The sequence below is a fragment of the Streptomyces buecherae genome, assembly GCF_014295035.1.
Lineage (GTDB): Bacteria > Actinomycetota > Actinomycetes > Streptomycetales > Streptomycetaceae > Streptomyces > Streptomyces youssoufiensis.
In genome coordinates, this window is the sequence record NZ_CP060404.1 from 2,072,501 (window position 1) to 2,097,066 (window position 24,566).

Genomic DNA, 24,566 nt, shown 5'->3' on the forward strand with positions numbered 1-24,566 from the left:
CGCCGCGTCCAGGATCTGCTGGATGCGGTGCACGTGGCTGGCGAAGCTCGCCACGATGATCCGGCGGTCGGCGCTGGCGAAGACCTGGCGCAGCACGTTGGAGATGTCGCGCTCCGGCGCGACGAAGCCGGGGACCTCGGCGTTGGTGGAGTCCGACAGCAGCAGGTCGATGCCCTCCTCGCCGAGCTTGGCGAAGGTGGGCAGGTCGGTGAGGCGACCGTCCAGCGGCAGTTGGTCCATCTTGAAGTCGCCGGTGTGCACGGCCATGCCGGCCGGGGTGCGGATGGCGACCGCGAGGGCGTCCGGGATCGAGTGGTTGACCGCGACGAACTGGCAGTCGAAGGGGCCGATCCGCTCGCGGTGCCCCTCCGTGACCTCCAGCGTGTAGGGCCGGATGCGGTGCTCCTGGAGCTTCGCCTCGATCAGGGCGAGCGTCAGCTTGGAGCCGATCAGCGGGATGTCCGGCTTCTCGCGGAGCAGGTACGGCACGCCACCGATGTGGTCCTCGTGGCCGTGGGTGAGCACGATGCCGTCGATGTCGCCGAGGCGGTTCCGGATGGACGTGAAGTCCGGCAGGATCAGGTCAACTCCGGGCTGCTCCTCCTCGGGGAAGAGCACTCCGCAGTCGACGATCAGCAGCCGTCCGTCGTACTCGAAGACCGTCATGTTGCGGCCGATCTCGCCCAGGCCGCCCAACGGGGTGACGCGCAGGCCGCCCTTGGGGAGCTTGGGCGGCGGACCGAGTTCTGGGTGCGGATGACTCAAAAGACTCTCCTTACCACGCGCGCCACATGTCCCCTGTTCCGCCGGGAGCGGGCAGGGAGGCACGTGGCGCGGGTGTCATTCGTGCACTTGCAAGTGGGTCGGTATTCGGTTGTGAAGTCCGTGGTTAGAGCTGTACCCCGCCGGCGGCGAGGTCTCGCTTGAGCTGCTCGGTCTCGTCGGCGGACAGCTCGACGAGCGGCAGCCTGAGCGGGCCGGCGGGCAGGCCCTGGAGGGCGAGCGCGGCCTTGGTCGTGATGACGCCCTGGGTGCGGAACATGCCGGTGAAGACCGGGAGCAGCTTCTGGTGGATCTCGGCCGCCTTGGCCACGTCGCCGGTCAGGTGCGCGTCGAGGAGGGCGCGCAGCTCGGGGCTGACGAGGTGCCCGACGACGGAGACGAAGCCGACGGCGCCGACCGACAGCAGCGGGAGGTTCAGCATGTCGTCGCCGGAGTACCAGGCCAGCCGTGAGCGGGCGATGGCCCAGCTCGCGCGGCCGAGGTCGCCCTTGGCGTCCTTGTTGGCGACGATGCGCGGGTGCTCGGCGAGCCGGACGATGGTCTCGGTGCTGATCGGGACGCCGCTGCGGCCGGGGATGTCGTAGAGCATCACGGGCAGTTCGGTGGCGTCGGCGATGGCCGTGAAGTGCCGGAGCAGGCCCTCCTGCGGGGGCTTGCTGTAGTACGGCGTGACGGCGAGCAGGCCGTGCGCACCGGCCGCCGCCGCGGAGCGGGCCAGTTCGACGCTGTGCCGGGTGTCGTTGGTGCTGGCTCCGGCCACGATGTGGGCGCGGTCGCCGACCGCTTCGACGACGGCCCGTACGAGGTCGGCTTTCTCCGCATCGCTGGTGGTCGGCGACTCGCCGGTGGTGCCGTTGATGATCAACCCGTCGTTGCCGGCGTCCACGAGGTGGGCGGCAAGTCGCTGGGCGCCGTCGAGATCGAGCGCGCCGTCAGCCGTGAACGGCGAGACCATGGCGGTCAGCACGCGCCCGAAGGGGGTCTGCGATGTGGAAGTCGGAGCCATGGGCACCACGCTACTCGCAGCACGCCCCTGCACGCTCCCTCGGGGGAGTATCGGTGTCAGACAAACCGGCACGAAGTGCGGCGCTATCGGGCCACGGGCGAGCCGCGACCGGACGTCGAAGCGGAAGGCACCGGCACTGCCTGCTCGGGGGTTCAGACAGTGCCGGGCCCATTCGTCAGCCTAGATGAAGTCCCTTAAATGCCGCAATTTGGACAGTTCGCGAGGGCGTGAGGCGAGCACGCGCACCGCGCACGGAGCGCGGGACGCCCGGGCGGGCGGCGCGGGGCTACGGGGCGACGCGTCCGTTGGCGTTGAATGCCGCGTGGGTCAGCGGCATCAGCCGGGCCCACTCCGCCTCCATCAGCTCGCCCACCATCTCGATCTCCCGCTGCGGGAAGGACGGCACGGCCGCCTGCTCGTGCTGCGTGCGCAGGCCGAGGAAGTGCATCAGGGAGCGGGCGTTGCACGTCGCGTACATCGAGGAGTAGAGGCCGACCGGCAGCACGGAGCGGGCCACCTCGCGGGCGACGCCGGCGCTCAGCATCTCCTGGTACGCCTCGTACGCGTGGACGTACGCGTCCTCCATGACCTTGCCCGTCAGCTCCTGCTGGGCCTGGGTGCCCTCGACGAACCGGTACTTGCCCGGGCGCCCCTCCTGCACGAGCTTGCGGGACTCGTTCGGGATGTAGAAGACGGGCTGCAGCTCGCGGTAGCGGCCGGACTCCTCGTTGTAGGACCAGCCGACGCGGTGCCGCATGAACTCGCGGAAGACCAGGATCGGGGCGCTGATGAAGAAGGTCATCGAGTTGTGCTCGAAGGGGCTGCCGTGCCGGTCCCGCATCAGGTAGTTGATCAGGCCCTTGGAGCGCTCGGGGTCCTTGGTGAGCTCGTCCAGGGACTGCTCGCCCGCCGTGGAGACGCGGGCGGCCCACAGCACATCGGAGTCGGCGGCGCTGTGCTTGACCAGCTCGACGGTCATGTCACTGCGGAAGCTCGCCGTGGCGCTCTCGGCGGCGGTGTCGGTCACTGAGGGTCCTTCCAGTCGCATCGCTTTGCATCGCTCGGGGCGGCGCCCAGCTTACGGGCCCGTCCGCGCGCCCCTCGCCGCATAGGCCCCGTCCTGGGTTGGCGAGACAAAACGGACCCCGATGGCGGAGCCGGGCATGGCAGTTGATATTTTTTCCCCTAAGCAGTCGAAAACGGGCATGTATGGGGTAGCTCAGACGTTCTCCGTACACCTGGCCCGCTGCCCCAGCCGCTTCCCGCCTGAACCGCACGCGGCCCGAGACCCGAGGAGAGCGTCCGTATGTTCCGACGGCGAGAGTCCGTGCCGTTCGCCTTCGTGGCGGAGGCCGACCGTTTCCGCAGCAATGTGGAGCCGCCACCCAGGGAGCCGTCGACCCGGGGGCAGATAGCCGGCCGGGCGCTCATCGGGCTGACCATCGCGGCGGGCTTCGTGGGCGCGCTGCTGTTCGGGCTGCCGTCGCTGGACACGCAGTCGCACCCGACCCGTCAGATACCCAGCGCTGAGGCGGCCGACGGCCGCTGACGGTAGCCTCACCCCGCACAGCCGAGTGTGCTGGTGAGTGAGGACGGGCCCGTGCCTTTGACCATTCTGACTGCCGACCGCGAGTTCGACGACGCCGCGGCCGGCCCGCCGCCGTTGCCGCACGAGGGCCGCGAGCAGTGGCGCCGCCCCTACCGGCCGGGCCCCTGGCGGGTGGGACTGGCCGCGGTGTTCCTGTTGCTGGCCTCGTTCGTCCTGCTGTCGGCCATGGTCATCGCGATGGCGGGCTCCGTCGCGGGCGCGGCCACGTGTGTCGCCATCGCCGCCGTCATGATCACCGGCGCGCTGCGGCTGCTGCGGATGGGCGTCTGGGTGAGCCAGCACGGGCTGCGGCACACGAGCTTCCTGTCCACCTCGACGCTGCGCTGGTCGCAGGTGGCCAGCGTGCGCACGAGACAGCAGCCGGTGAAGCTGCTCGGCCTGCCGCGCACCGTGCAGGGACAGGCCCTGGTGATCACCACCACGCGTGGCGCCGTGCTGCGCGCGCTGGTCACCGACCACAACAGCGACTTCCTCGGCCGCAGGCCGGCCTTCGACCGGGCGGCCGACGCGGTCGAGGCGTGGGCGGCGGAGCACACCGCGCCGCGTCCCTGACGATCCACGCCCCTGACGAACCACTGACGACCCACGTCCCTGAACGACAGCGGTGCCCGCGCACGCGGCCACGTGGGCGGGCGTGCGCGGGCGCGTGGGGCCGGCGTACGGGGCGCCGCCGGAGGGCGCCCGCTGCCGGGCTCCGGTCCCCCGGTTCGTGGCGGTCAGCCCCGTACCGGCTGGCCGTCGTACAGGTTGATGGCGCGCTGCATCGCCTTGCGGGCCCGCGGGGTGTCCCGGGCGTCGTGGTAGGCGATGGCCAGCCGGAACCAGGTGCGCCAGTCGTCCGGGGCCGCCTCCGTCTCCGCGCGGCGCCGCTCGAAGATCGCGTCCGCCGAGTCCCGGTCGATCCGACCGCTGGGCGTGCGCACCAGCTCGTCGACCGGCAGCGCCCCCTCCGCCTCCAGCGTCCTGGCCAGCCGGCCGGCGTTGCGGGCGAACTTCGTGCTCTGCCACAGGAACCAGGCGCCGATGAGCGGCAGTACGAGCACGCCCACGCCGAACGCGATGGTCAGCGGCGTGCCCTGCTGGATGAGCAGCACGCCGCGGCTGCCGACGAGCATGAAGTAGACGACCAGGACGGCGGCGAGGGTGAAGTAGGTGATCTTTGCGCGCACTGTTCTCAGTCCAGATCCAGGAAGTGTTCCAGTCCGAAGGTCAGACCCGGCACCGTCACCACGCGCCGCACGCCGAGCAGGATGCCCGGCATGAACGAGCTGTGGTGCAGCGAGTCGTGCCGCAGCGTGAGCGTCTCCCCCGCGCCGCCCAGCAGGACCTCCTGGTGGGCGAGGAGTCCGCGCAACCGTACGGAGTGCACCCGTACGCCGTCCACGTCGGCGCCGCGCGCGCCGTCCAGGGCGGTGCTCGTCGCGTCGGGCTGTGGCGCGCTGCCGGCCTCCTGCCGCGCCGCCGCGATGAGCTGCGCGGTGCGGGTGGCGGTGCCGGACGGGGCGTCGGCCTTGTTCGGGTGGTGCAGCTCGATGACCTCGACGGACTCGAAGAAGCGGGCCGCCTGCTGGGCGAAGCGCATGGTGAGCACGGCGCCGATGGAGAAGTTCGGCGCGATGAGCGTCCCGGTGCCGGGCGCCGCGTCCAGCCACGTGCGGAGCTGGGCCAGCCGCTCGTCGGTCCAGCCGGTGGTGCCGACGACGCCGTGGATGCCGTTGCGTACGCAGAACTCCAGGTTGTCCATGACGGCGTCCGGGTGGGTCAGCTCGACCGCGACCTGGGCGCCGGCCTCGGTCAGCGTCTCCAGGCGGTCGCCGCGGCCCAGGGTCGCGACCAGCTCCAGGTCGTCGGCCGCCTGCACCGCTCGTACGGCCTCGGAGCCGATGCGGCCCCCCGCTCCGATCACGGCTACGCGCAGCTTGCTCATGGTCTCTGGCTTTCCTTCGCTCAGACGGGTGGGAGGACGGAGTGGGTGCTCACTGGGGCACTCTCGCACGGGGCGCCGACGCACGGTGCACGGGGCGCCGTCCGCTGGAGCCCCGGCACCGTCCTACGGGGCACGGGGCACGGGGCACGGGGCACGGAGCGCCGGCGCCGTTCCACGGGGCACGGAGCGCCGGCACCGTTCCACGGGGCACGGGGCCACGGGGCCACGGGGCCACGGGGCCACGGGGCATAAGGCCATGGAGCACGGAGCACGGAGCGAGTGCCCCGCCGCCCCGTGCGGCCCGCACCGGGTGGCGCGGGCCGCACGGGGCGGGGCGGTCAGGCGACCGCCTCGTCCAGGCGGCTGGCCTGCTTGTCCTTCAGCGGGCCGATCACCGACAGCGAGGGGCGCTGCCCCAGCACCGTGCGGGCGATCTCGCGCACGTCGTCCGCGGTGACGGCCGCGATCCGCGTCAGCATGTCGTCGACCGACATCTGGTCGCCCCAGCACAGCTCGCTCTTGCCGATGCGGTTCATCAGCGCGCCGGTGTCCTCCAGGCCCAGCACCGTGGAGCCGGAGAGCTGGCCGATGGCCCGCCGCAGCTCCTCGTCGCTCAGGCCCTTCTCGGCGACCTCGTCGAGTTCGTCGCGGCAGATCCGCAGCACGTCGTGCACCTGGCTCGGGCGACAGCCCGCGTACACCCCGAACAGTCCGCAGTCGGCGAAGCCGGAGGTGTACGAGTACACGCTGTACGCCAGGCCGCGCTTCTCCCGCACCTCCTGGAACAGGCGCGAGCTCATGCCGCCGCCGAGCGCCGTGTTGAGCACGCCGAGCGCCCAGCGGCGGTCGTCGGTGCGGGCGATGCCGGGCATGCCGAGCACGATGTGCGCCTGCTCGGTCTTGCGGCCGATCAGGTCCACGCGGCCGGCGGTGCGGATCGCCCGGCTGCCGCCGCGCGGCGCCACCGGCGTCACGTCCTCCCGCTCCAGCGCCCCGGCCCGGTCGAAGGCCGCCCGGACCTGCCGTACGACGCGGGCGTGGTCCACGTTGCCCGCGGCGGCGACGACCAGGTGGGTGGGGTCGTAGTGCTTGCGGTAGAAGCGGCGGATGCGGTCGGCCGTCAGCGCGTTGACGGTGTCCACGGTGCCGAGGACGGGGCGGCCCAGCGGGGTGTCACCGAACATCGTCTGCGCGAACAGGTCGTGCACGCAGTCGCCCGGGTCGTCCTCGGTCATCGCGATCTCCTCGAGGATGACGCCGCGCTCGGCGTCCACGTCCCCCGGTTCGATCAGCGAGCTGGTCAGCATGTCGCACACGACGTCTATGGCCAGCGGCAGGTCCGAGTCGAGCACCCGCGCGTAGTAGCAGGTGTACTCCTTGGCCGTGAACGCGTTCATCTCGCCGCCGACCGCGTCGATCGCGGCCGAGATGTCCAGCGCGCTGCGCCGCTCGGTGCCCTTGAAGAGCAGGTGCTCCAGGTAGTGGGTGGCACCGCCGAGCGCCGGCGTCTCGTCCCTGGAGCCGACGTGGGCCCAGATCCCGAAGGTGGCCGACCTGACGGACGGCAGGGTCTCGGTGACCACGCGCAACCCCCCGGGGAGGGTGGTGCGGCGCACCGTACCGATGCCGTTCTCGCCCTGGAGAAGCGTCTTGGTGGTGGACCGGGTACGGGCGACGGCCCGCCCCTCGCTGGAGGGGCGGGCCGTCGCGCGGTGCGATCCGCCCGAAGGGGAAAGCGGCATCACTGGGCGGCTTCGTCCTTCTGGTCGTCGCCGTCCTCGCCCTCGATCACGGGGATCAGGGAGAGCTTGCCGCGCTGGTCGATCTCGGCGATCTCGACCTGCACCTTCGAGCCCACCGCGAGCACGTCCTCGACGTTCTCCACGCGCTTGCCACCGGCGAGCTTGCGGATCTGCGAGATGTGCAGCAGGCCGTCCTTGCCCGGGAGCAGGGAGACGAACGCGCCGAAGGTCGTGGTCTTGACGACCGTGCCCAGGTAGCGCTCGCCGACCTCCGGCATGGTCGGGTTGGCGATGCCGTTGATCGTGGCGCGCGCGGCCTCGGCGGCCGGGCCGTCGGCGGCACCGATGTAGATGGTGCCGTCGTCCTCGATCGTGATGTCGGCGCCGGTGTCCTCCTGGATCTGGTTGATCATCTTGCCCTTGGGGCCGATGACCTCACCGATCTTGTCCACCGGGATCTTGACGGTGATGATCCGCGGCGCGTTCGGGGACATCTCGTCCGGAACGTCGATGGCCTCGTTCATCACGTCGAGGATGTGCAGCCGGGCGTCCCGGGCCTGCTTGAGCGCGGCGGCCAGCACGGAGGCGGGGATGCCGTCGAGCTTGGTGTCGAGCTGCAGCGCGGTGACGAAGGTCTTGGTGCCCGCGACCTTGAAGTCCATGTCACCGAACGCGTCCTCCGCACCGAGGATGTCGGTGAGGGTGACGTAGTGCGTCTTGCCGTCGATCTCCTGCGAGATCAGGCCCATGGCGATGCCGGCGACCGGGGCCTTGAGCGGCACACCGGCGTTCAGCAGCGACATCGTGGACGCGCAGACCGAGCCCATCGAGGTCGAGCCGTTGGAGCCCAGCGCCTCGGAGACCTGACGGATCGCGTACGGGAACTCCTCGCGCGTCGGCAGCACCGGCGTCAGGGCGCGCTCGGCGAGCGCGCCGTGGCCGATCTCGCGGCGCTTGGGCGAGCCCACGCGGCCGGTCTCACCGGTGGAGTACGGCGGGAAGTTGTAGTTGTGCATGTAGCGCTTGCGCGTCACCGGCGACAACGTGTCGAGCTGCTGCTCCATGCGGAGCATGTTCAGCGTGGTGACGCCCAGGATCTGGGTCTCGCCGCGCTCGAACAGGGCCGAGCCGTGCACCCGCGGGATCGCCTCGACCTCGGCGGCCAGCGTACGGATGTCCGTGACGCCACGGCCGTCGATGCGCTTCTTCTCCTTGATGACGCGCTCGCGGACCAGGGTCTTGGTCAGCGAACGGTACGCGGCGGAGATCTCCTTCTCGCGGCCCTCGAACTGCGGCAGCAGCTTCTCGGCGGCCAGCGCCTTGACGCGGTCCAGCTCGCTCTCGCGCTCCTGCTTGCCGGCGATGGTCAGCGCCTGGGCCAGCTCGGTGCGGACGGCCGCGGTCAGCGCCTCCAGGACGTCGTCCTGGTAGTCGAGGAAGACCGGGAACTCGCCGGTCGGCTTCGCGGCCTTGGCGGCCAGCTCGGCCTGGGCCTGGCAGAGCGCCTTGATGAACGGCTTGGCGGCCTCGAGACCGGCGGCCACGACCTCCTCGGTGGGAGCGTCGGCGCCGTCCTTGACGAGCTGGATGGTCTTCTCGGTGGCCTCGGCCTCGACCATCATGATCGCGACGTCGCCGTCCTCCAGGACGCGACCGGCGACGACCATGTCGAAGACGGCGTTCTCCAGCTCCGAGTGGGTCGGGAAGGCGACCCACTGGCCGTTGATCAGCGCGACCCGGGTGCCGCCGATGGGGCCGGAGAAGGGCAGGCCCGCGAGCTGCGTGGAGCAGGAGGCGGCGTTGATGGCGACCACGTCGTACAGGTGGTCGGGGTTGAGCGCCATGATCGTCTCGACGATCTGGATCTCGTTGCGCAGGCCCTTCTTGAAGGAGGGGCGCAGCGGGCGGTCGATCAGGCGGCAGGTGAGGATCGCGTCCTCGGAGGGGCGGCCCTCACGACGGAAGAAGGAGCCGGGGATCTTGCCGGCTGCGTACATCCGCTCCTCGACGTCCACCGTCAGCGGGAAGAAGTCGAGCTGGTCCTTCGGGTTCTTCGAGGCCGTGGTGGCCGACAACACCATGGTGTCGTCGTCCAGGTAGGCCACGGCGGAGCCGGCGGCCTGGCGAGCCAGGCGGCCCGTCTCGAAGCGGATGGTGCGGGTGCCGAAGCTGCCGTTGTCGATGACGGCCTCGGCGTAGTGGGTCTCGTTCTCCACCAGGAAAATCTCCTCGTCTGCGTCCCTCGTCCGTGTGACGGGGGACGTTGGCGGAGGAGCGCTCGGTCTGCCGCTGGGTCCGGCGGCCGGGCCGGTCTTCGATTGAAGCCACCGGAATTGCCAGTTCCGGGAGCCACTACCGAGGACCGGCGCCTGCGGCCTCGATTCGGCGGGATGAGGGCGCTCCCCCTCGTTCGTTATGGCGTTATGGGACCAGACTACAAACCTTCAGCCGCCGCCACGACGGCTGAGACGTCTGTCCATGGGGCCGCGATGTCGCGGCCCGGCCGGGTGCGTGGGCCTCGGGTGAGGCACACGCGCCGCGTGCTGTCCGGCTCGTCCGCGGGCGCTCGACACGCTGCGGACGGCCCGGGTACGGCGCCCGCTGTGGCCGGGCGGGCGACCGTGTGGCGGGCGGTGCGGGCGCGAGGTGCGCGCCGGACGCCGTGCGGCGGGTCTGTCGCCCGATCGGGGCGACGGGGTGCGGTCTCCGGCGGCAGGTGATCGGCGCGGGACGCGATCTGGCGCCTGCCGCGCGTCGCGGGCCCGCGCACCGCACGGTGCGGGCCCGTGGTCGTACGGAGGGCTCCGTCGGCCGCTGTGCGCGGCTGGCGAGCGGGGCCCGGTGCCCGTACGGCAAAGGAGCGGCCCCCAGGTGTGGGAACCGCTCCCTCCACGGCGTGTTACTTGGCGCCCGCCGCACCGCGGCGGATGCCAAGGCGCTCGACGAGCACGCGGAAGCGCGCGATGTCCTTCTTCGCCAGGTACTGCAGCAGGCGGCGGCGCTGACCGACCAGGAGCAGCAGACCACGGCGGGAGTGGTGGTCGTGCTTGTGCATCTTGAGGTGCTCGGTCAGGTCCGAGATGCGACGCGAGAGCATGGCCACCTGAACCTCGGGGGAGCCGGTGTCACCCTCCTTGGTGGCGAACTCGGCCATGATCTGCTTCTTCGTTGCGGCGTCGAGCGACACGCATACTCCTTCAAGGATTCTCGTTTGGCCACCGAGTGCCCCCGGTCTCATTCGCGGGGGAGCTTCCATGACTCGGAAGGCGGGGTCCGCTGAGCGCAGCTTCCAGAGCCTCCGGAAGCGCGTACACACACGGCCGTCACACAGCGTACCAGCCATGCGAGTGAGCCCTCACCGCGGGCGACCCACGGGCCGTACCGCGGGGCCCGCTCCTCCGCCCGAGGCCCGGCCGGGCGGGCTTACGGGGCGAGACGCCGCGGGGCGCGGGGCCGGTCTCGCTCGGAGGCGGGGCCGGCCGTACGGGGCGCGGGGCCACGGAGCACGGAGCCACCGTCGCGGAGCCAGCGCCACGGGCCACGGAGCACGGGGCACGGAGCACGGGGCACGGGGCACGGGGCGCGGGTTTCAGCGTACGGAGCCCCGGGCGCGCCCGGTCGGTGGTTATCCGCTCGTCATGCTCCGTGCCGAGGAGTAGACGTCGAGGACGGCCAGGCACAGCGGCACCAGCGACAGCAGCAGGGCGCCCTCCGCCAGGTCCGAGACGCGGCCCCAGAACGGGGTCAGCCCCTTCTTCGGGATGACCAGGCCGAGCGCGACGATCAGCGCCGCTCCGGCGGCGATGGCGCCCACGAGCCAGACGGTGCGTACGTCCATCCCGGTCCGGTCGCCGCCCAGCAGTTCCGCCCGCAGGTCGTCGGGGGCGTGCAGCGCGAGCCCGAGGACGAGGAGGCCGATGGCCGCGATCCCGGCGACGAGGACGCAGGCCACCTGCGAGGTGTAGCGGAAGAGCCTGGCCCGCAGCAGCATGGCCAGGCCGGTGGTCAGGGCCAGTATCTGGCCCCACACCGAGTCCGAGAAGCCCAGCACCGCCGCCGCGCCGATCACCACCACGCTGCAGCCGCCGACCAGGCCGAGCAGCATCTCGTGCCCGCGCCGCGCCTGCGCCGCGATGCGTTCGGCGTCGATCGGGTCGGGGGACGGCGGGTCGTCGGGGTCGGCGTCGAAGTCCACGTTGGCCGCGCTGTACGGCGACGCGTAGCCGATCGGCAGTCGCGCGAAGCGGGTGGAGAGCCCGGGCAGGAAGGCCAGGGCGCCGACCGCGACCGGCGCGCAGACCGCGGCGGCGTCGGTGGCGCTGGCGTCGGCGAGGATGGCGCAGAACGTGGCGAGCGTCCCGATGGTCGCGGCGAAGGCGGTGGCGACGAACGGCGCGTCACCGTCCGGCGTGAGCGCCACGAGCAGGACGGACGCCACCAGGACGCACACGCAGCCGAGCAGGAACTGCAACCGTCCGGGGCCCACGCCCGGGTCCGCCTCGATGATCCCGGAGCCGGCGACCAACAGGTGCGGCATGGCGCCGAGCCCCAGCGCGATGGCCGACGGGCGGTCGTCGTACACCCGGGCCCGCACCCCCGCCAGCGCCGTCAGCAGCACCGCGGCGACGCCGGCGACGATGCCGGGCAGGCCGTGCATGGAGTGCCGGTCGGGGTCGGCGTACCAGAGCACGAGGCTCATCAGGAAGATCAGGAGCACGCCGCCCACCAGGCCGGCGCCGCGGAGCATGTCCTCGCGCCACAGGTGCCGGTCGCGGGTCACGGCGGTGGCCACGGCGTCGGACACGTCGTCGAAGACGGTGGGCGGCAGGGAGTCCGCGAACGGGCGCAGGCTGAGCAGCTCGCCGTCCAGGACGCGCTGGGCCGCGAGCGAGCGCGCGCTGTCGAGGACGGTGCCGTCGCGGCGCAGCAGGTGGTAGCCGGTCGGCGCGCCCGGAGGCTGGGTCTGGCCGGTCAGCCGAAGGATCTCGGGGTAGACGTCGGCAACCGCGATGTCGTCGGGCAGCGCGACGTCGATGCGGCTGTCGGGAGCAACGACGGTGACCCGACAGAAGCCGGTCGTTGCGGTCGAACTCACCAGAGTGCCCCTCTGTTTGGCGTCTGTTGGACAGGTGCGCGCCCGGTCACCCTACCTACCTTGGTGTCAGAGCGTGTCAGTAGGATCACGCATACGAGGTGAGAGGCCGGCGCTACGGGCGCTTCTGTCCGAAATTTCCCGAAGTCGCCGCCGTAATACGGGGATTGGTGCACCGGTGAGTCAGATCGTCGTCAAGCGTCCGCCGCGCGCGTTACCTTCCGAGGTGCCGACGGACGAGCTGCGGCTCGAACCGCCACCCGAGCTGCCCCGCGGGCAGCAGGAGGGCGTGCTGATGCAGCTCCTGCCGATGCTCGGCATGGGGTCGTCCGTGGTGTTCTTCTTCATGCCGGGCGCGGCACCGTTCATGCGGATCATGGGCGCGCTGATGCTGGTCTCCACGGTGGGCATGGTGATAGCGCAGATCGTGCGCTATCGGCGGGGCACCCAGGGCCAGTTGGCGGACGTGCGCCGGGACTACCTGAAGTACCTGGCGCAGACCCGGCGCCAGATCCGGCGCACCGCGCGGGCCCAGCGTGACGCCCAGTTCTACCTGCACCCCGCGCCGGACCAGTTGTGGTCCCTGGCGGCGGACGCGGGCGCGCGCCCGTCCGGTGACGCGGCGAGCCGGGTGTGGGAGCGGCGGATCAGCGACGCGGACTTCGGGCAGGTGCGGGTCGGGCTCGGCGCGCAGCAGCTCGCCACGCCGCTGGTGACCCCCGACACGGCGCCGGTCGACGAGCTGGAGCCGCTGTCGGCCGGCGCCATGCAGCGGTTCGTGGCGGTGCACGGCGCCCTGGACGGGCTGCCGATGGCCATCTCGCTGCGCCGCTTCTACCACCTGACCGTCTCGGGAGAGCCGCGCTCGGCGCACGGCCTGGCGCGGGCGCTGGTGGCCCAGTTGGTGGCGCTGCACTCGCCGGAGGACCTGCTGGTCGCGGTGGTGGCGGCGCCGGGTGCGGTGCCGCGCTGGGACTGGACGAAATGGCTGCCGCACGCGCAGTTGTCCCAGGCGGCGGACGGGGCGGGCACGAAGCGGCTGTTCGGCGACGACCTCGGCGAGTTGGAGGAGTTGCTCGCCGGGCGGCTCGACGGGCGGCCCCGGTTCAACCGCGACGGCCAGCCGCTGCTCGACCAACCGCACCTGGTGATCGTCCTGGACGGCGGGGTGGTGCCGCCGGACTCGGTGTTCGCGGCGCCCGAGGGGCTGCAGGGCGTCACCATCGTCGAGGTGGTCTCCGGCGAGCTGGACGAGTTGCGCGGCGGCCTGTCGGTGGACGTGCGCCCGGGCCGGCTCACCCTGGACTCCGGCACCGGGGTGCGGTACGAGGGCGTGCCGGACACGCTGTCGCCTGAGGCGGCCGAGGCACTGGCCCGCCAGCTCGCGCCGCTGCGGATGGGCGGCGGGGACGACGACGAACCGCTGTTGGCCAACCTGGACTTCACCGACCTGCTCGGGCTCGGCGACGCGGGCGCCGTGGACGTCACGCGCACCTGGCGCCCGCGCAGCCAGTCGGAGCGGCTGCGGGTGCCGATCGGCGTGGGCGAGGACGGCCAGCCGGTGATGCTCGACCTCAAGGAGGCCGCGCAGGAGGGCATGGGGCCGCACGGGCTGTGCGTCGGCGCGACCGGCTCCGGCAAGTCGGAGTTGCTGCGCACGCTGGTGCTGGGGCTCGCGGTGACGCACTCGTCGGAGACGCTCAACTTCGTCCTCGCCGACTTCAAGGGCGGCGCCACGTTCACCGGCATGTCCCGCATGCCGCACGTCTCCGCGGTGATCACCAACCTGGCGGACGACCTGACGCTGGTCGACCGGATGGGTGACTCGATCCGCGGCGAACTCCAGCGCCGGCAGGAGCTGCTGCGCTCGGCCGGCAACTTCGCCAACATCCACGACTACGAGAAGGCGCGCACCGCCGGCGCACCGCTGGAGCCGCTGGCCTCGCTGGTCCTGGTCATCGACGAGTTCAGCGAACTCCTCACCGCCAAGCCCGACTTCATCGACATGTTCATCCAGATCGGCCGCATCGGCCGGTCGCTCGGCGTGCACCTGCTGCTGGCGTCGCAGCGCCTGGAGGAGGGCCGGCTGCGCGGCCTGGACACCTACCTGTCGTACCGCATCGGGCTGCGCACCTTCTCGGCCGCCGAGTCCCGCACGGCCCTCGGCGTGCCGGACGCGTACCACCTGCCGTCCGTCCCCGGCTCCGGCTACCTGAAGTTCGGCACGGAGCAGATGACCCGCTTCAAGGCGGCGTACGTCTCCGGCGCGTACCGCACGGGCGCGCCGGCCTCCGCCGGTGGGCCGCTGCCCATCGAGCGGCGCCCCGTGCTGTTCACGGCGGCGCCGGTGCCCGTCGCGTACGGCCTGCCGGACCCGCAGACCCCACTGACGGCGCCCCGTACGGGCGACGACCCGATGGTCGACACGGTGCTCGACGTGATCGTGCGCCGCCTGGAGGGCCAGGGGCAGCCGGCCCACCAGGTGTGGCTGCCGCCACTGGACGAGGCGCCGTCGCTCGACCAGTTGCTGCCGCGGCTGTCCACCTCGCCCGAGCGGGGTATGCACGCGCCCGAGTACACGCGCCTGGGCGGCCTCGTCGCCCCGCTCGGCCTCATCGACAAGCCCTTCGAGCAGCGCCGCGAGGTGCTGTACCGCGACTTCTCCGGCGCCGCGGGGCACATGCTGGTCGTCGGCGGCCCGCAGTCCGGCAAGTCCACGTTGCTGCGCACCCTGATCGCCTCGTTCGCGCTCACCCACACGCCGCGGGAGGTGCAGTTCTACGGGCTCGACTTCGGCGGCGGCGGCATGTCCGCCCTCGCGGACCTGCCGCACGTGGGCGGCGTCGCCTCGCGCCTGGACCCGGAGCGGGTGCGGCGCACGGTCGCCGAGGTCGCCGGCGTCCTCGCGCGTCGCGAGGAGTACTTCCGGGCGAACGGCATCGACGGCATCGGCTCCTACCGCCGCCAGCGCGCCACCGGACAGCTCCCCGACCAGCCGTGGGGCGACGTGTTCCTGCTGATCGACGGCTGGGGGCCGTTCAAGCAGGAGTACGAGATGCTGGAGGGCGTCGTGACCGACATCGCGGCCCGCGGCCTCGGCTACGGCATCCACGTGGTGATCACCGCCTCGCGGTACATGGAGCTGCGAGCCAACCTCAAGGACCAGCTCCTGGGCCGCCTCGAACTCCGGCTCGGCGACTCGCTGGACTCCGAGTTCGACCGCAAGGTGGCCGCCAACGTGCCGGCCGGGGTGCCCGGCCGCGGCCAGGTACCGGAGAAGCTGCACTTCATGGCGGCGCAGCCGCGCGTCGACTCGGCCAGCGACCCGGACGGCCTCTCGGACGCCACCGCGGCCCTGGTGCGCGCCGTCAGCGCGCAGTGGCCGGGCCCGCACGCCCCCGCGGTACGCCTCCTGCCCCGCCGGCTCTCCTCCGACCGCCTGCCCAAGGGCTTCGAGTTCCCCGAGCGCGGCATCGCCATCGGCATCGACGAGACCAACCTGGAGCCGGTGTACGTCGACTTCGAGACCGACCCGTTCTTCCTCGTCTTCGGCGAGAGCGAATCGGGCAAGACGGCGCTCCTCCGCCTGATGGCGAAGCAGCTCACGGAGCGGTACGGGGCGGACGAGGCGAAGATCGTCGTGGGCGACTACCGGCGCTCGCTGCTGGAGACCATCTCCCCGGAGCACCTGTTGGAGTACGCGCCGGTCGCCTCCGCGCTGCAGACGCACATGGACGCCATCAACACCGTGATGGAACGCCGCGCACCGCGCTCCGACGTGACCCCGCAGCAGTTGCGCGACCGTAGCTGGTGGTCGGGCCCGCAGTTGTTCGTCCTGATCGACGACTACGAACTCGTCTCCACCAGCAGCGGAAACCCCCTCGCCGTCCTCACGGAGAACCTGCCCTTCGCGCGCGACGTCGGCATCCGCTTCATCATCGCCCGCAACTCGGCCGGCGCCTCCCGCTCGTCCTTCGAGCCCTTCATGCAGCGCATCAAGGAGCTCGGTGCTCAGGGCGTCGTCCTCTCCGGCGACCGGGGCGAGGGCGAGGTCCTGGGCAACATCCGCCCCCGGGCCCTCCCCCCGGGTCGGGGCGTGTTCGTCTCCCGCCGCCGCGGGACGCCCCTGGTGCAACTGGGCTGGCTGCCGGAGAACTGACGGGTGCGGGGACGGGCTCGCGCTCGCTCGGGCTCGGTCTCGGGCTCGGGCTCGGGCTCGGGCTCGGGCTCGCCGTCATCGGCGGCCATCGCATCGCGGGGCGTTGCGGGGTGTGGGTGGCCCGCCCGTTCACGAGTGGGCGCGTGTGCGCACGGCAGTGCGGGGCGGATCGAACGGCGATCCGCCCCGCACTGGTCGGCGGTGCACAGGACAGGCACGTGACGCGCGTCGGCCCGACGGTTCACGGAACCGTCGGGCCGACGTGTACGTGCTGCGGAGAACCTCAGATGCGGAACTGGGCGGCTGCGGCCTTGTCCGTGGCGCGGTAGCCCTCCGTCGCGTCGTCCAGGGCTCGCGCGATCTGGTGCAGCGTGCTGGTCAGCTCGTTGACCGAGGTGTTCCACTGCGTCTGGGTCTCGTGGAAGGCGATCTGCGCGTCACCCTCCCACGTCGAGACGACGCGCTCCACGCGGCGGTGCAGCTCGTCGAGTTCGGTCTTCAACGTGTTCGCGGTCGTACGGACGTCATTGGCGGCCGTGGTCACGGTCTCGTACGTAACGAGCAGGGACATCGTCTCTCCTTGGGTCAGATCAGAGGAAGGGTGGTCGTCAGGCCATGTCGAGAATGCGACTCTGGCCGCCGCCCTCGCCGCCCTGCATGTTCTTGAACTTCTGCAACTGGTCCAGTTCCTGCTGCGAGAACCCGTCACGGCTCATCTTCATCGCCTGCTCGATGAGCACCAGCAGCTCCCGAATCTTGCGGGCATGCAGGTTGACCCCACTCTGAAGCTGGTTGTACGCCCCCGCGGCCGAGCCCTTCCAACCGCTCTCGATCCGGTCCACCACACCGTTCAGCGACCGGATCTTGTTCTCCAGCGAGCTCTCCATCAGATCCAGGTCGTTGATGAGCTGCGTGAGCTCGGCCTCGGTTACCTTCAGATTTCCGGCCATGACGTGTTTCCCTCCGTTTTTCGTACGCTGAGTCGTGCTGGTCGGTCAATACATGCTTGAGCGAGGCTGGCGCCGTCGCAGATAGAAGACGGCCCCACCAATGACTGCCATACCGGCGCCCGTTCCCAGCACCGGCCACAGAAGACCGGACCCCCCATTCCCGCCTCCGCTCCCGCCACTGGCCGCGACTCCCTCGGCAGCGCGCTGCGCGTCCTCGGAATCCGAGCCCTTTCCGCTGCCCGGAGACGATCCGGAAGGCGCAGCAGACGGCTGGTGCGTGGGCTTCGCCTGTTCCTTTTCCTTGGGCAGCAACGGGTTGACATCGGGATCACCCGGATCGCCCTTGCCGTCAATCAGCACCTGCCCCGGCCGGATGATCCCGTACCCGATGTACTTACTGGGCACCTTCCCCTCCGGCTTACTCGCGGTCTGCATCATCACGCGGAGGACCTGGTTGTTCGTCCAGGTGGGGTGCTTGGACCAGATGAGGGCGGCGGAGGCGGAGGCTAGGGCGGTGGCGGGGCTGGTGCCGCGATTCCTGCACAACCCTTGGCCGCTTTTGCATCGCGCCGGAATGTCCACGCCAGGCGCCGCCAGCGTCACTTGCGGCCCATGGGTGGAGAACTTAGCCACCTTTCCAGACTGGTCAACCGCTCCTACGCCCACCACTCCAGGGAAGGTCGAGGGGTACCCAGGAATGTTACTCGTTGCGCCATCATTACCTGTCCCCGCGAAAACCAACAATCCTTTCTTTCTGGCGTAGTCGACAGCAGCCCTAAGCTCTCGCATCTGTCGATCAAGCGAACCCGTTGCTGTCTGCGACAGGTTGATAATGCGCGCACCATTATCTGCCGCATATCTAATAGCGCGAGCCCAGATTTCACCCGAGCCGCCAACTGTGAAGTCCCTATAACCAGTTTGGAGGGACATGATTCTCGCCCCTGGAGCTAGCCCCTGCACGCCGCCTGGGCTTTCAGCGCCCGCGATCAATGCAGCCATCGCCGTCCCATGGCTGCGTCCGTCACCACCTCCCGGTGGTGGCGTGCTAGCGAAATTCTTCTCATCTACCACCCGCCCACGCAATTCAGGGACGGGATCCACGCCCGAATCGACGACGGCAACCGTAACTCCCTGCCCCGTGCTCACTGACCACAACTCTTCAGCGCTCATCGCGTCAAGGTGCCACTGACGGTCCCGAAATTCGTCGGCAGTTGCGGGCGGCGCCACCCAGACAACCACAAGCCCTAAGAGGGTGAGTGTGTGGAGTATGCCTCGTCGCCAGCAGTCCAGCGGAAACGGCATGGGTGCTCATTCTCCTGGTAACTCGGTATGGGACGAGCTATTCAACGACTGGCGGGACGGTGTCGCGCGCCAGGGGCCAATCCTCACCTTCCTCACCTCGTTCGGGACGAGGTGTTTGACCGGCCCCTGATTGCGCTGTCGGCGTAGCACCCGATCCTCGAACCAGCCCACTCCCGCCAGGCGTGAAGCCCGCACTGCGTGGTGAGCCCATGCGTCGCGCCGCAGCCGTGCCACCCGGTTCGGTGGCCAGTCCTTGTCGACCCCTGCCGGCGTCTGCCCCCCTCATCCCTCCGGCGCTGCCGACTGGCATCCCACCGGCCGCCCCGGGCAGCGGACCCCTGGCCGGCCCGCTCCGCTCCTCACCTGCAACTCCTCCTCGAGGACCACCCGTTGTCGTGGGGGCGATCGAGCCAGGCGCTTGCGGGCCGTAGTTCCGTCGTCCCGCCGCAGGATTGTCACTCGTTGGGAGCCCTCCAGCAGGCGGAATGCTGCCGGGCATGGCCCCTCGTATAGAGGGCGCACGCCCCTCTCCCACAACCACCCCTCGTGGCAATCGAGAGCTACTCGGCAAACCGCTCGCGTTGCGGGGACGGCCACCTGAAACTCCCGGCGCATCGGACAGCCGTTGATTCTTTGCTCGAGTGGCTGGACGCTGCTGATGGACCAAGCCGTCAGAAGGCACACGCGGAACAGCCTTGCCAGCCTGATCAGGCAGGTTGGGCGTGTGCAGGCCAGGGGTAGGCGTGATGCGAGCGGGCGTGGTAGGCAAACCCTGCTCTGGAAGCTTCGAAGTTTCCACGGGCGCTAGAAGGTGTGGCGGCGAGTCGCGGACAGGAGGGGACAGCTTGTCCATCCCGTCGAGACTCATCTCTACAGGCTCACCTAAGTGCTCACCGGCCCTCATGCCATGGGCAACCGAACCCTCAGAGCGTCCACTTACATCTGCCGTCAAGACAGGTTGACGGTGAACAGCCACTATGCCGGGCGGTGCCTGCCCGGCGGGGTCCACCTCAGGTCCGTATGGCGCCTCGGGATCAAAAACCGCACCGTCGAGCGGCAACTCCTTGAACTCCGGCTCCCGCTCAGCCGCAATGTCCTCCTTGGCCGCCCGGTAGTAGGAAGAAAGCCGCTCCATCTGATGGATGGCCTGCTGCAGCTTGGTCGTCCCGTCAGCGATGTGCGCCTTGTCCGCGTCAGGGTCCCCGTGTGCCTTCTCCGCGTCAACGGGCTTTGGAACGACCGCCTTTGCCTCGGTCAGCGCTTGTCCCGCGTTGACCATGTGGTTACCGACGGCGCCTGTGAACCCCCCTAATCGCATGACCTCCAAGGCGAAGTGGTGAGACCACTCGCGGAAGCTGTCGGCACCTTCGCCGCGCCACTCCACACGCGTCGCGTGGCTCCGCAGGTAGTTGCCGACCTCTGTGATCTTCGGGGCCGCGTCGCTGAGCGCGTTCCCCGCGTTCGCCAGCTTGGCTGGATCTGAGCCCGCCAGCATCGCGTGCAGGCTCTCAAGGGACTGACCCTCGAACTCCCCGTTCCCCATGCCCCCTCTTTCCGCTACCTGAAGTCCGAGCCGGAGCCGCCGGTCTCGCCACTCCCTGCCTCCACCGGCGCCGTTCCTTGGTCGGCAGGCTGGCTCTGCTTCGTCGCCGGGTACTCCTCACGCGCACGACGCTGAATCTCACGCAGCCGCGCGGCCTGCTTAGCGTCGATGCTGTCGTAGCCGCGGTCCGCGATCTGCACCGCGATGCCGAGCGCCTCCAACTGCTCCCCCAAGGTCTGGGAGAACTTCTCCAGCCGCCCGTGCACCTTGTCGTACATGCTCGCGAGATCGTCCGCGGCGCTGAAGCCCGTTCCGTAGGCCGCCCGCGTGATGGTCTGGTCGCCGATCTTGCTCTTCGCTGCCGGAGACGACTCCAGGTCAAGGAGGATCTTGTCGATCTTCCCCTTGAAGTAGCTCAGCGTCTCGGCCTCGCGCGCGAGGTCAGCTCCACCTCGCCTGCCGCCTACGTCGCGGCCACCGTTCTGGTCTTGTTCGCCCATCTCACTCCGCCTCCCCGTACGGCGCAGATGACTTCGAGTGCCACTCTAACCACTCGGAGCGACGTCGCGCGCAGCGATATGTGACCACGCCAACGATTACTGGCCGTTGAGTACATCCCCACGTAGCGCCAAGCCACTCCGCCCACTGCAGGGTGGTCTGAAATGCCCCCGCGCGAGCGATTAGTGGCCTCTATTCGAGGGGCCCGCCCCCGGCCGACCGGACCTTGGGCCGCCGGCTCCCGCGCAGCGGAGGAATCCGCGCGCGCAGACAACACGAAGGGGGCGTACGCCAGTTGGCGTACGCCCCCTCAGCTCGTTCAGGCAGAGCTACCCGGGACTCGTCAGGGACCGAAGGCCATGATGAGCTTTTCCTTCTCCTCGTCGCCGGTCAGGCGCTCGGAGGCCAGGTAGAAACGGCCTCGCTCGTCGAAGACGCGGCGCGTGCGGTAGAAGCCGTTCTCCGCTTCCCTGGTTGCCGCGGGCAGTTGGAGCACCGTCTTCTGCGGCTTGCCGCCGCTCGGGGAGATGCTGACGATCGTGCCGGCCTTGTCGTACCTGGGCTGCTGATAGGCGATCAGGTTCCTACCGTCCATACGCAACGGGGACATCATGCGCCCGTCGGTCTTCGACTCCCACTTCTTCTTTCCGGTGTTGAGGTCGAAGGCGTGAATCTCGGTGGTGAGCCCGGAGGAACTGCTCTTACCCAACGCGGTGGGCAGGAAGAACGTGTCGTCCGAGGCCACGACGCCCTGGCAGGAACCCATACTCGAGCCGAAGATGCTCATGCCGCAGTCCGGCTGGTAATTCTGTCCCCCGAGGGCGAGGGCGGAACGCTCCTTGCCGCCCTCCTTGACGGCGATGAGGCCGCCCGATTTCCGGTCCTTGTTGACGAGGTGGATGACCACCGGACTGGTGGAGTAGATCTTCGCCACCTCGTACCCCTTGCGCACGGGGTACGTCCACGCGACCTTTCCGGTCGCCGGGTCCACCTTCTGCAGTTTGGCGGTGCCGTCATTGCAGGAGTACGCGCGCAGGAGCGCCTTGCCGCCCGCCCAGCCCTTGACGGAGCACGCTGCGGTCAGTTCCTGGACCGGAAGCGGGTTGCCGTCCTTGACGCTCACCAGGGCGGAGCCGCCGAACCAGGACAGGCCCACCGCGTCGCCGCTCTGGGCTATGCCGAGGCTGTTGTATCCCCCGCCGAACATCCCGCCCTCGGGTGCCGGCTTGTCCCAGAGTTTCTTTCCCGCCTTGAGGTCGATGAGCGCGAGCTGACTGCATTCGTCCTTCTTGCGCCCCTCGTACGCGATGACGACCTTTCCGTCGTCATTGGCGGTGGTCGGGGCGGCGCACACCGTCTTCGGCAGCGGAACGTTCCACTTTTCCGCGCCACTGTTGTCGTACGCGACGATCTTGGTCTGAACGGCCTTCACCACGTAGTCGTCCAGGACCCAGAAACCGGGCACGTCCTCGCCACTGCGCGACACCTTGGGGGCGGGCGCCTGGAAGAGGACCTTCGCCTCGCCGTCCTGGCGGATCTCGTTCGGGTCGAGTTCCTCTTCCTCAGGGGTCGCGGATTCCTCGGGCGCCTTGGTCGGCTCCGTCGACTCCTTTTCCCTGGGCTCGGTGCTCTGCTTGGCCTTGGGCTCCTTGTCGCCGTCGTCGCCGCCCACCACGGCCCACACGCCGCCGCCCGCCGCCAGTACGACCGCCACCGCGGCCGCGACGATGATCGCCGTGCGCTTCTTACGCTGACCGCCCTGACCGCCGCCCGGGCTCCCCGGTATTCCGGGCCCACTGGGCCCGGGCGCGCCGTAGGGCGGCTGGCCCGCCGGCGGGTAGCCGTACTGGGGCTGCTGAGCGTACGGGTTCGGCTGCGTCGGGTGCTGCGCGTACCCGCCGGCGCCGCCCCATGCCGGCGGAGGCGTCGGCGCACCAGGCGGAGCCGGCGGGGGCGTCGGTGGGGCATGCGGCGCGGCCGGCGGGACGTGCGGTTGCTGGGGTGCGCCAAAGCCGCCCGGTGACGGTTCCTGCGGCGCACCGAAGCCACCGGGTGGCTGGTTTGGGGGCTGTGGCGGCTGCGACATGGGCGCCTACCTCTTTACGCGGACCCGCCGACCGGTCGGCCTCCTCCCGCAATTCGGATGATCTTTCCCCCGAAAAGGAGCGAACCGGTCGCGGAGCCCGTCACGCAATGACTAATCGAGCGGGGGTTCTTTCTACCATTACCAGCCAAGAATGCCTTGACGAGGTAGCGGACCGTGGATCTTGGTGATAGTGCGCCGCTTGATCATCGGACTCCCTATTCACCTCCGTAGCGGGCTCGCACCCTCCGCTCCACGGGTCACGGAGCGGGGGCGGGGACGCGGAAAGGCCACGGGGACCGGAGCCGGCCCGCCACCCGCCGCCCGCGCCCTCGCGCACGGGGCACGGGGCACGGGGCAGTGTCGCCGGAGCGGGGCCCTACGGGGGCGGGGCGGAGGCGCCGTTGTCGGTGGTCAGCCTGCCGTGCGGCGTTCGGCGCGGCGGCGCCGGTCGCGGAGGATGACCGCCGTACCGGCGATGACCGCGACGGTCACGGCCGTCGCGCCGAGCGCGTAGGTGGCCAGTCGCTCGCGCCGCTCCTGTGCCGTCTCGCCAAGCGTGAGCCGCGCCGGTTCCGGGGCGCTCTGCCGGCCTGGGGCCCGATCCGGCGCGGGCTTCGAGATCGGGCTGACCCTGCCGCCGAGGGCTCGTACGGGGTCGACGACGCCCCAACCGACGTTGTTGTCGCGGCCGTTGATCGACCGGTTGGCGGTCTGTTTGATCCAGGCGACGACCTCGTGCTCCTTCCAGCTCGGGTATTTGGCGCGCAGCAACGCGGCGACGCCGGCTACGTACGGCGCGGAGAAGCTGGTGCCGTTGTCAACGCACTGACCGTTTCCGGGCACGGTCGAGACGATGTCCACGCCCGGCGCCGCGACCCCGACGAAGTCGCCGCGCTGGGAGAACGGGGCGCGTTCGTTGTTGCGGTCGGAGGACGCCACGGCCAACACGCCCGTGTAGGCCGCCGGATAGGTTTCCTTCACCTTGTTGTCGAGGCCGTCGTTACCCGCCGACGCCACGACGACGATGTCCCTTTGCCGCGCCCTTTCCACTGCCATCGCCAGATCGGAATGGTGCGAGAGCGGCTTGGCCGTGTCCTGCGAGATATTGATGACCCGGGCTCCCTCGGCGATGGCGTGCTCGATGGCCACCACCATGGTCTTCGTCGTGCCCGTACCCTTCTCGTCGTTCTGCCGGATCGGAATGATGGTCGATTCCGGCGCGAGACCGACGAAGCCCGTGCCCCGGCGCGGGCGAGCGGCGATGATGCCCGCGACCTTCGTGCCGTGTCCCACGGCGTCCGCCGTCGGGTCCTTGCGCTTTCCCTTGCTCACCAGGTCGAGCCCGCTCCCGTCGTCAACGGCGGGCGCCAACTGCGGATTGGCGTCGTCCACCCCGGTGTCGATCACCGCGACTTTCACGCCCTCGCCCCTGGTCTCCTGCCACAGCTCGTCGAGTACGACGCGCTGGAGCGCCCACGGACGAGCGGCGAACTGCTTCTTCATCGGGTACGTGCACTCGCCGCCGCCGTTCGGAGTGAGGCCGATGTCCCGCGCGGGGCCAGCGGGCTCACGGTCGGCCATCGGGTGAGCCTGGCCGCCTGGTGCGGGTGCCCCCGCCCCGGCCGTCGCCCCGCTGGCGGGGGATGCCGCGCCGAGGCTCGTCAGCAGCGCGGCGGCCGACAGCGCCACCGACCGGGTTGCCTGGTGCGTCGTCCACATCGTCGTTCGTCCCTCTCCCGTGTTCCCGTTCCTGCGCCCCGGGGCGCGGCGCCCCGCGCCCCGTCGGCGCGTGAACCCCCCGCCCCGACGCCCGCGCCCCACCGCGGCCCCGTGCCCCGCGCCCCACCGAGGCCCCGTGCTCCGTGCTCC

The 24,566-nt window shown here is 70.4% G+C and carries 18 protein-coding genes (1 of these 18 cut by a window edge); 3 read left to right on the forward strand and 15 right to left on the reverse strand.

Annotated elements, in window-relative coordinates:
• The 3 genes from H7H31_RS07520 to thyX form a co-directional block, all read right to left on the reverse strand.
• Window positions 1–765, reverse strand: the start of a protein-coding gene (locus H7H31_RS07520) for a ribonuclease J (RefSeq protein WP_187063996.1). Its footprint begins 921 nt before the window's first position; the window shows 765 of its 1,686 coding nt (coding positions 1–765); the start codon lies at window positions 763–765; its stop codon lies off the left edge, out of view.
• 124 nt (window positions 766–889) lie between these two features.
• A complete protein-coding gene (gene dapA / locus H7H31_RS07525) occupies window positions 890–1,789 on the reverse strand; it encodes a 4-hydroxy-tetrahydrodipicolinate synthase (protein WP_187063997.1) in 900 nt (299 codons plus the stop codon).
• 286 nt (window positions 1,790–2,075) lie between these two features.
• A complete protein-coding gene (gene thyX, locus H7H31_RS07530; protein ID WP_222623924.1) occupies window positions 2,076–2,837 on the reverse strand; it encodes an FAD-dependent thymidylate synthase in 762 nt (253 codons plus the stop codon).
• Between the two features lie 258 nt (window positions 2,838–3,095).
• Between thyX and H7H31_RS07535 the strand changes: the two genes are divergently transcribed.
• Together H7H31_RS07535 and H7H31_RS07540 are read left to right on the forward strand one after the other, a co-directional pair.
• A complete protein-coding gene (locus H7H31_RS07535; protein WP_176164443.1) occupies window positions 3,096–3,338 on the forward strand; it encodes a hypothetical protein in 243 nt (80 codons plus the stop codon).
• Between the two features lie 51 nt (window positions 3,339–3,389).
• Window positions 3,390–3,950: a hypothetical protein gene (locus H7H31_RS07540; RefSeq protein WP_187063998.1), complete on the forward strand. Its 561-nt coding sequence runs from the start codon at window positions 3,390–3,392 to the stop codon at window positions 3,948–3,950.
• 164 nt (window positions 3,951–4,114) lie between these two features.
• Here the strand turns inward: H7H31_RS07540 and H7H31_RS07545 are convergent, their stop codons facing one another.
• The 6 genes from H7H31_RS07545 to eccD form a co-directional block, all read right to left on the reverse strand.
• On the reverse strand, window positions 4,115–4,567 hold the full coding sequence (locus H7H31_RS07545; RefSeq protein ID WP_187063999.1) for a tetratricopeptide repeat protein: 453 nt from the start codon (window positions 4,565–4,567) through the stop codon (window positions 4,115–4,117).
• Window positions 4,568–4,572: 5 nt separating this feature from the next.
• Window positions 4,573–5,325, reverse strand: coding sequence for a 4-hydroxy-tetrahydrodipicolinate reductase (dapB, locus tag H7H31_RS07550; RefSeq protein ID WP_187064000.1), 753 nt, complete (start codon window positions 5,323–5,325; stop codon window positions 4,573–4,575).
• Between the two features lie 338 nt (window positions 5,326–5,663).
• Window positions 5,664–7,067: a M16 family metallopeptidase gene (locus H7H31_RS07555; protein ID WP_187064001.1), complete on the reverse strand. Its 1,404-nt coding sequence runs from the start codon at window positions 7,065–7,067 to the stop codon at window positions 5,664–5,666.
• The gene (locus H7H31_RS07560; RefSeq protein ID WP_187064002.1) at window positions 7,067–9,283 is read right to left on the reverse strand and encodes a polyribonucleotide nucleotidyltransferase; all 2,217 of its coding nucleotides are present in this window, start codon (window positions 9,281–9,283) and stop codon (window positions 7,067–7,069) included. Before H7H31_RS07560 ends, H7H31_RS07555 begins: the two co-directional genes overlap by 1 nt.
• Before the next feature lie 683 nt (window positions 9,284–9,966).
• Window positions 9,967–10,254 carry a 30S ribosomal protein S15 gene (gene rpsO, locus H7H31_RS07565; protein ID WP_176164437.1) on the reverse strand — a complete coding sequence of 96 codons (288 nt, stop codon included), beginning with the start codon at window positions 10,252–10,254 and terminating at the stop codon, window positions 9,967–9,969.
• Window positions 10,255–10,692: 438 nt separating this feature from the next.
• Window positions 10,693–12,162 (reverse strand): type VII secretion integral membrane protein EccD, encoded by a 1,470-nt coding sequence (eccD, locus tag H7H31_RS07570; RefSeq protein WP_187064003.1) that lies wholly within the window; start codon window positions 12,160–12,162, stop codon window positions 10,693–10,695.
• Between the two features lie 175 nt (window positions 12,163–12,337).
• On the opposite strand from eccD, the gene eccCa reads away from it, so the two are divergent.
• A complete protein-coding gene (gene eccCa, locus H7H31_RS07575; RefSeq protein WP_187064004.1) occupies window positions 12,338–16,318 on the forward strand; it encodes a type VII secretion protein EccCa in 3,981 nt (1,326 codons plus the stop codon).
• 283 nt (window positions 16,319–16,601) lie between these two features.
• Here the strand turns inward: eccCa and H7H31_RS07580 are convergent, their stop codons facing one another.
• The 6 genes from H7H31_RS07580 to mycP all read right to left on the reverse strand — a co-directional run bounded on the left by H7H31_RS07580 (window position 16,602) and on the right by mycP (window position 24,416).
• Entirely contained in the window at window positions 16,602–16,889 is a 288-nt protein-coding gene (locus H7H31_RS07580) for a WXG100 family type VII secretion target (protein WP_176164434.1), read from the reverse strand.
• Window positions 16,890–16,926: 37 nt separating this feature from the next.
• Complete coding sequence (locus H7H31_RS07585) at window positions 16,927–17,268, reverse strand: WXG100 family type VII secretion target (RefSeq protein WP_176164433.1); 342 nt, start codon at window positions 17,266–17,268, stop codon at window positions 16,927–16,929.
• Between the two features lie 45 nt (window positions 17,269–17,313).
• Window positions 17,314–18,570 (reverse strand): S8 family serine peptidase, encoded by a 1,257-nt coding sequence (locus H7H31_RS07590; RefSeq protein ID WP_187064005.1) that lies wholly within the window; start codon window positions 18,568–18,570, stop codon window positions 17,314–17,316.
• A 1,557-nt stretch (window positions 18,571–20,127) separates the two neighbouring features.
• Window positions 20,128–20,613 carry a hypothetical protein gene (locus H7H31_RS07595; RefSeq protein ID WP_187064006.1) on the reverse strand — a complete coding sequence of 162 codons (486 nt, stop codon included), beginning with the start codon at window positions 20,611–20,613 and terminating at the stop codon, window positions 20,128–20,130.
• 341 nt (window positions 20,614–20,954) lie between these two features.
• Window positions 20,955–22,325: an outer membrane protein assembly factor BamB family protein gene (locus tag H7H31_RS07600; RefSeq protein WP_232109729.1), complete on the reverse strand. Its 1,371-nt coding sequence runs from the start codon at window positions 22,323–22,325 to the stop codon at window positions 20,955–20,957.
• A 783-nt stretch (window positions 22,326–23,108) separates the two neighbouring features.
• Window positions 23,109–24,416 carry a type VII secretion-associated serine protease mycosin gene (mycP, locus tag H7H31_RS07605; protein ID WP_187064008.1) on the reverse strand — a complete coding sequence of 436 codons (1,308 nt, stop codon included), beginning with the start codon at window positions 24,414–24,416 and terminating at the stop codon, window positions 23,109–23,111.
• Between the last annotated feature and the right edge of the window lie 150 nt (window positions 24,417–24,566).